The organism is Asanoa sp. NPDC050611, assembly GCF_040654855.1.
Taxonomy (GTDB): Bacteria; Actinomycetota; Actinomycetes; order Mycobacteriales; family Micromonosporaceae; genus Asanoa.
In genome coordinates, this window is record NZ_JBFAIU010000400.1 from 1 (window position 1) to 6,211 (window position 6,211).

A 6,211-nucleotide genomic window follows, 5' to 3' on the forward strand; every position below is an offset into this window, starting at 1 on the left:
GTTGACATCGGACGGTTGCCGCTGCGCGGCATCACCCGCGACGGCGAGCGGCTGCGGGTCGCCGCGCTGACCACGATGGAGGCGCCGCGGCCCTGGAACTCCGGCAGGACGTTCCAGCCGGTCTCGTAGACGGGCTCGTCGTGCCAGACCCGGCTCCAGTAGGCGACGCTGCCGGCCGCCTCGGAGCCGACCTCGACGCGGAACATCCGCCCGTTGTCGAGCGCGAGATAGCGGCCGTGCCGCGCCAGCACCTGCTCCTCGGTCTCCGGGCCGCCGACGTGCCGGCGCATGTCCGGCGTGTTGATCCGGCGCAGCAGCGCCAGATCGCCGTCTGACCAGGGCACGAGCCGTACTTCCGTCATGGTCACGAGCGTGGCTCCGCGCGCGGCACGCGGCAACCGGGTTTCCGTGCCCGTGGAGGTTGGGACGGCGGGTGTGGCGGGTAGGGCGACGGTGGTGAGCAACTCGGATCCGACCACCGCGGCATGGCGGGCGCCGGTCGACAGCCGGCCCGCGGTCACCGTGCTCGCGGGTTTCAACCCCGCCGCCACCGCGGCGGTCACCAGCCTGCTCCAGTTCGCCGACCCGCGGCTGGTGTCGGTCAGCCACGACCTCAGCCAGGTCCGGGAGGGCATGCTCCGGCGCGTGGTGCGGACCGCGGCGGAGGTGCTCGAGGACGAGGCGACCACGCTGCTGCACGGGTGCGTGTCGTGCACGCTGCGCGAGGACGTGCTGCCGGCGCTGGTGCGGCTGGGTCGCACGCGGCCCGGCTCGGACATCGCCCTGCTGCTGCCGCGGGTGGTCGAGCCGGAGGCGGTCGCCGGCGCGTGCGCGCGCTGTGCGGTCGACGGGCGGCTGGTCACCGACGTCGTGCGGTTCGACTCGTACGTCACGGTGGTCGACGCCGCCACCCTGCTCACCGACCTGACCAGCGCGGACGACCTGCGCGAGCGCGACCTGCACGCGGCCGAGGAGGACGAGCGGGCCGTCGCGGACGTCGTGACGCGGCAGATCGAGTTCGCCGACACGGTCGTGCTCTGGGGCGACCCGGACGTGGCGGGCTTCGACCTGGCCCGGGCGGGCGTGCTGCTGGAGCGCCTCGCGCCGTGGGCGACCCAGGTGGTGGTCGACGCGGGTCGCCTGGTCGACTGCGCGTCGCTGGCCGTGAGCCTGCGGCACACGGGCCGGTACAACCCGCGGGTGCCGGGCATGAACGGCCGGGCGCTGGAGGGCTACGCGATCGCGGTGCACAGCCCGGAGCCCGACTGCGGGGTCGTCTCGGTGCTGTTCGAGGCCCGCCGACCGTTCCACCCGGGCCGCCTGCACGAGACGCTCGGTGCGCTGGCGGCGGAGACGCTGCGCGGCCGCGGCCAACTCTGGCTCGCGAGCCAACCCGACACGGCGATCGCGTACGAGTCGGCCGGCGGCGGGGTCGGCATGGGCAGCCTCGGCCACTGGCTGGCGGCGCTGCCGGCGTCCGGCTGGGCGGACGCGACCCCCGACCGCCGCGCGGCCGCGGACCTGGGCTGGGACCCGTCGTTCGGCGACCGGCGCACGCTGCTGGCCTTCGTCGGCCTGGATTTCGCCGGCGACGAGCTGACGGACCGCCTGGCGGGCTGCCTGCTCACGGACGACGAGCTCGCCGCGGACTGGACGGCCCTGCCCGACCCGTTCGCGGGCTGCTTCCCGATCACGGAGGAATGACCCATGAAACGCGACATCCACCCGCGGTACCGCCAGGTGGTCTACCGGGACCGCTCGGCCGACTTCGCCTTCCTGACCCGCTCCACGGCCGAGAGCTCACAGACGATCGAGTGGACGGACGGCAACACGTACCCGGTGATCGACGTCGAGATCTCGTCGGCGAGCCACCCGTTCTGGACGGGCCGCCAGCGCCTGCTCGACAGCGAGGGCCGCGTGGAGAAGTTCCGCCGGAAGTACGCGCGCAAGCAGCAGTGACCGCACCGAGTCGTGCCGGGGTTGTGAAGGTTTGTGGCGGATCGTGTGCAGGGCCGCCACACCGCGTCGCCGCGATCATACGGTCGCAGCTGTGGAGAGCGTCGACGTGCTGGTCGTGGGTGCGGGGCTGGCGGGGTTGCACACCGCGCGCCGGGTCGCCGAGCGGGGCCTGACCGTGCTGGTGGTCGAACGGCGGTCCGCGCCGGCCGCCGGCATCCGCACCACCGGGATCTTCGTGCGGCGCACCCTCGACGACTTCGACCTGCCCGACCACCTGCTCGGGCCCGGTGTGCGGGACGTGCTGCTCTATCCGCCCTCCCGGCGGTCGCCCGTGCGGCTGCGCAGCGATCGCGACGAGTACCGGGTCGCCGACATGGCCGGCGTCTACGCGCACGCGCGGCGGGCGGCCGAGGCCGCCGGCGCCGAGGTGCGGCTGGGCACGCGGTTCGCCGGCGTCGACGCGGGTCGCGTGCGGTTCGCCGGTGGCGCTCCGATCACCGCCCGGTTCGTCGTCGGTGCCGACGGTGCCCGCTCCCGGGTCGCGCGTGAGCTGCGCCTGGACGTCAACCGGCGGTTCCTGGTGGGTGCCGAGCTGGTCCATCCCATCGCTGCCGGCGGCGGGCCGCCGACGTTCCACTGTGTGCTGGATCCCCGGGTCGCACCCGGCTACCTCGGCTGGGTCATCGACGACGGGCGGCACGCCCACGTCGGCGTCGCGGGCTATCCGGCGGCCATGCGCACCGGCGTGCGGCACCTGCTGGACGAGTTCGCCGCGGACGCGCCCGGGCGGGCGGCGACGGCCGGGCCCGTCGAGCGGCGCGGCGGGCCGATCCCGGTCGGCGGTGTGCTGCGCCGGCTCGCCTGTCCCGCCGGGCTGCTGGTCGGCGACGCCGCGGGTGCCGTCTCACCGCTGACGGCGGGCGGGCTCGACCCGTGCCTGCGGATGGCCGACCTGGCCGCCGCCGTCGTCGCCGACTATCTGCGCACGGGCGACGAGCGGATCCTGCGCCGGTACGACGGTGCCGCGTTGCTCGCCCGCTTCCGTGGCCGGCTGGCGTTGCGGCACGTGTTCGCGGGCATCCGCTCACCGCTCGCGGCGGAGGCGGCGGTCACCATGTTGCGCGGCCGTGCCGGCCGGGCCGCGGCGGCCCGGGTCCTGTTCGGAGACCGCTCGTTCCCCGACGTTCAGCGCACGGCGCGCTCCAGCACGCCGCGGTGGGCCGACGTCCAGTCGTAGGCCGCCCGGACGCCGGCCATCGCGCCCGACGCGCGCAGCCGCACCATCGCGGGTTCGCCGGCGTCCGCCGCGGCGTCGATGCCACGCCAGCACCGGTCCTGCCACCAGAGGATCGTCTCGACCAGTCGCGAGCGACCGGTCAGGCCGTAGGCGTCGCAGACCAGGCGCACCCCGCGGCCGGCGTCGACGGCACCCGGACCGAGGCCCACGAACTGCCAGCACGTGCGTGCCACGTCGTGGACGCGCTCGCCGGGCGCCGCGATGTCCCAGTCGACGAACGCGATCGGCAACGGGCCGGGCCCGTACACCGTGCCGTGCGGTCGTGGAACTCGCGGACCAGCCGCGCCACTCCCGCCGAGGAACCGCGGTGCGCCGGGCCAGTCCGCGAGCAGGTCCAGCAGACGGTGTACGAACGGCGAGGCCGGCGGGCGGCGTATCGAATCGCCCACGCGGACCACCGTGTTGATGAAACCGCCCGGTAGCGCGCCCATCCGGCCAACCTACCGGGCGATACCGTGGACAGACGGAGGTCGATGATGACTGGCGGGCCGGTGCGCGTGGTGTCCCTGCGGGTTCCGGGTGTCGACTTCCCCGAGGCCGAGGCGGTGCTCGGCGCGCGACCGGTCGAGCAGGTCGACCATGTCGCCGCGCGCGGCGAGTTCTGGCGCTGGCGGGTCGAGCGGCCCGAGACCGACACGCCCGAGGCCTACCTCTGGGGGCTGCGCAGCACCGCGACCGCGCGGGCGCTCTGGATGCTGCTGCTGCCGTTCACCCTGATCAACGTCGCGTACTGGGCCCGGCCGACCCGGCCCCGCGGTGTCATGTCGTGGATCGCGGACTCGACCGTCGGCAACCTGTGCCGGCTGCTCGCGCTGACCCTCACCGCGACGCTCACGCTCGGGGTCGCGGGCGTCACGATGGACCTGATCGCCTGGCAGTGCCTCAGCTCCGGCACCGGCTGCACCGACTCGTGGCCCAAGCCGTTCAACCTGATCGGCGAGCTGCGGCTGAGCACGTACGACCGGCTGGCCGTCGGTGCCCTCGCACCCCTGCTGGTCCTCGGGGTGCTCTGGGCGGCGAGCCTGCGGACCTGGCGGCGGTACGAGCGACGCGCCGAGATCGACCTGCCGCCGAACGAGCTGACCGCCGCGCGCTTCTGGCGTGGCCGGGACTGGGTCCGCCGGCTGCGCGCCGTGCACCTGATCGTCGGCCTCGCCATGGTCGACGCGCTGCTGGTCTATCCGATCGTCCGCGTCGACCGGGCCGCCGACCGGGCCTGGTGGCTGGTCGGCGCCCTGCTGCTCGGCCTGCTCGCGGTGGCGCTGCTGGTCGGCGTGCTCGGCTCGCTGGTGCCGTTGCCGGTCGCCATCGCCGAGGTGCGCGCGGTGCGCAACGGGCCCTTCGCGGCGGCGCTGCGGCGTTCGCGGTTGACGGCCGCCGCGCGGGCGCACGAGCACGGCGCCGACCGGGTCGAGCGGGGCGTCGCGGCGTTCCGCCGCCGGGCCGCCGCGGCCGCGCCGCTGGTCAGCAGGGCGGTCCGGCTCAGCGCCTGGTGCACGGTGATCGTCACCGCCGCCGGCCTGCTCTACGCGGTCGGTCCGGGGCGGGCGCCGACGCCGTCGTCGGGCGCGCTGCCCGGCTTCGCGGCGGGCGTCGCGACGCTCTCGGTGATCCAGGTGGTGCTGCTGTTCGCGCTGGGGCTGGCCACCCTGCCGCTGTGCTGGATCGCCCGGCGCACCGCGCGCCGGCTGGCGTGGCGCGGGTTCGTCGCGCCGATCATGGCCGCCGTCGCCACCATGCTGGCGGTGGCCGAGACGGCGAGCCTGCTCTACTTCGCGGCGCTGTCGATCGGGCAGCTCGAAATCTCCGACGCCGGGCGGGCGTGGTTGCCGGCGCCGCCGTACCCCTATGAATGGGCCGGTCTGGTCTACACCGTCGGGATGGGCGCGGTGCTCGTCGCGGTCGCGTTCGGCCTCGTGCGGTGGCACGTGCTGCTGGGTGCCGGCCGGCGGACGACCGACGACCGCGACCCCGACCTGCGCCGCCGGCGGCCCGACGCGGCGGAGGTGCTCGACCGCGCGCACGCCCGCGGGCTGCTGCTGGAGTCTATGCCGGGGTTGGCGCTGATCGTGTTCGTGCCGATCGCGACGCTGTCGGTGGTCGGCGTGGTCTACAGCGCGCTGGGCCGCGGTCCGGCCGCGCTGCTGCCCAACCAGAGCACGCTGACCAACCTCGGCGCGTGGTCGATCGGCCTGGCCGCGCTGGTCCTCGTGCTCACCGTCGCCCGGGCGGGCAACACCACGCCGGGTCGGCGCCTGGTCAGTGCGGTGTACGCGATGGCCACGTTCTGGCCCCGGGCCGCGCACCCGTTCGCCGCCCCCGCGCACGGCCCGCGGGCGGTCGCCGACATCGTGCGCCGGGTGACGACGCTGACGGAGCAGGGCGTGCCCGTGGTGCTGGCCGGACACAGCCACGGCAGCGTCCTGGCCGCGATGGCGGTGCGCAACCTGCCGGCGGCGTCGCTGGACCGCATCGCGCTGCTGACCTCGGCCTGCCCGGTCACCCGCCTGATCGAGCCGTTCTTCGCGGCGTTCTTCGACCGGGACGAGTCGGTGAAGGTGGCGACCTCCCTCACCGACGCGGAGGGCACGCGCTGGACCAACCTCTACCGCACGACGGACCCGATCGGCGGCGCGGTCTGCCGCCCGGACCGCGCCGACACCCCGCTGGGCGCGGTGGACGAGCTCGCACCGGACCCGTCGGAGCGGGCCCTTCGCGAGTGGGAGCCGCAGGTCGGCGGCCACGGCAGCTACCTGCACGACCCGGCCTTCGTCGCGGCGCACGACCGGCTTGTGTCGGCCCTGGCCCGCCGCCACCTGGCGCAACCGCCGCTTCTGCGCCAACCGGCACCACCTGCGGACGTCAACGGAGTGGCACGGCCATAGGCCGCAGGGCGGCGCGCTTCGCCGCTGGCATTTGCTCTGCATCCATATCCGCATCACCGCGTCTGACCTG

General features: G+C 75.1%; 6 protein-coding genes. 4 read left to right on the forward strand and 2 right to left on the reverse strand.

Translation table 11 applies throughout. The annotated features are described in order from the left end of the window. A partial coding sequence (locus AB0H87_RS36360) for a GNAT family N-acetyltransferase (protein WP_360156507.1) occupies positions 1 to 362 on the reverse strand: 362 nt, incomplete at its 3' end. Positions 363 to 456: 94 nt separating this feature from the next. On the opposite strand from AB0H87_RS36360, the gene AB0H87_RS36365 reads away from it, so the two are divergent. From AB0H87_RS36365 to AB0H87_RS36375, 3 genes are read left to right on the forward strand one after another with little or no spacing between them, the layout of a single operon-like run. After that, positions 457 to 1,704: a GTP-binding protein gene (locus tag AB0H87_RS36365; protein WP_360156510.1), complete on the forward strand. Its 1,248-nt coding sequence runs from the start codon at positions 457 to 459 to the stop codon at positions 1,702 to 1,704. Between the two features lie 3 nt (positions 1,705 to 1,707). Further along, on the forward strand, positions 1,708 to 1,959 hold the full coding sequence (locus tag AB0H87_RS36370) for a type B 50S ribosomal protein L31 (RefSeq protein ID WP_360156513.1): 252 nt from the start codon (positions 1,708 to 1,710) through the stop codon (positions 1,957 to 1,959). Between the two features lie 43 nt (positions 1,960 to 2,002). After that, entirely contained in the window at positions 2,003 to 3,196 is a 1,194-nt protein-coding gene (locus tag AB0H87_RS36375) for an NAD(P)/FAD-dependent oxidoreductase (protein ID WP_360156516.1), read from the forward strand. Here the strand turns inward: AB0H87_RS36375 and AB0H87_RS36380 are convergent. Next, positions 3,145 to 3,687 (reverse strand): hypothetical protein, encoded by a 543-nt coding sequence (locus AB0H87_RS36380; protein WP_360156519.1) that lies wholly within the window; start codon positions 3,685 to 3,687, stop codon positions 3,145 to 3,147. The genes AB0H87_RS36375 and AB0H87_RS36380 overlap by 52 nt on opposite strands. A 45-nt stretch (positions 3,688 to 3,732) precedes the next feature. Here AB0H87_RS36380 and AB0H87_RS36385 point away from each other — a divergent pair, with 45 nt between their 5' ends. Next, entirely contained in the window at positions 3,733 to 6,141 is a 2,409-nt protein-coding gene (locus AB0H87_RS36385) for a hypothetical protein (protein WP_360156522.1), read from the forward strand. The last annotated feature ends 70 nt before the right edge of the window (positions 6,142 to 6,211 follow it).

Excerpts from the sequence above, each read along its gene's own strand:
- AB0H87_RS36380 (WP_360156519.1), bottom strand. The coding sequence starts at position 3,687 with ATGGGCGCGCTACCGGGCGGTTTCATCAACACGGTGGTCCGCGTGGGC.
- AB0H87_RS36385 (WP_360156522.1), top strand. The coding sequence starts at position 3,733 with ATGACTGGCGGGCCGGTGCGCGTGGTGTCCCTGCGGGTTCCGGGTGTC.
- AB0H87_RS36370 (WP_360156513.1), top strand. The coding sequence starts at position 1,708 with ATGAAACGCGACATCCACCCGCGGTACCGCCAGGTGGTCTACCGGGAC.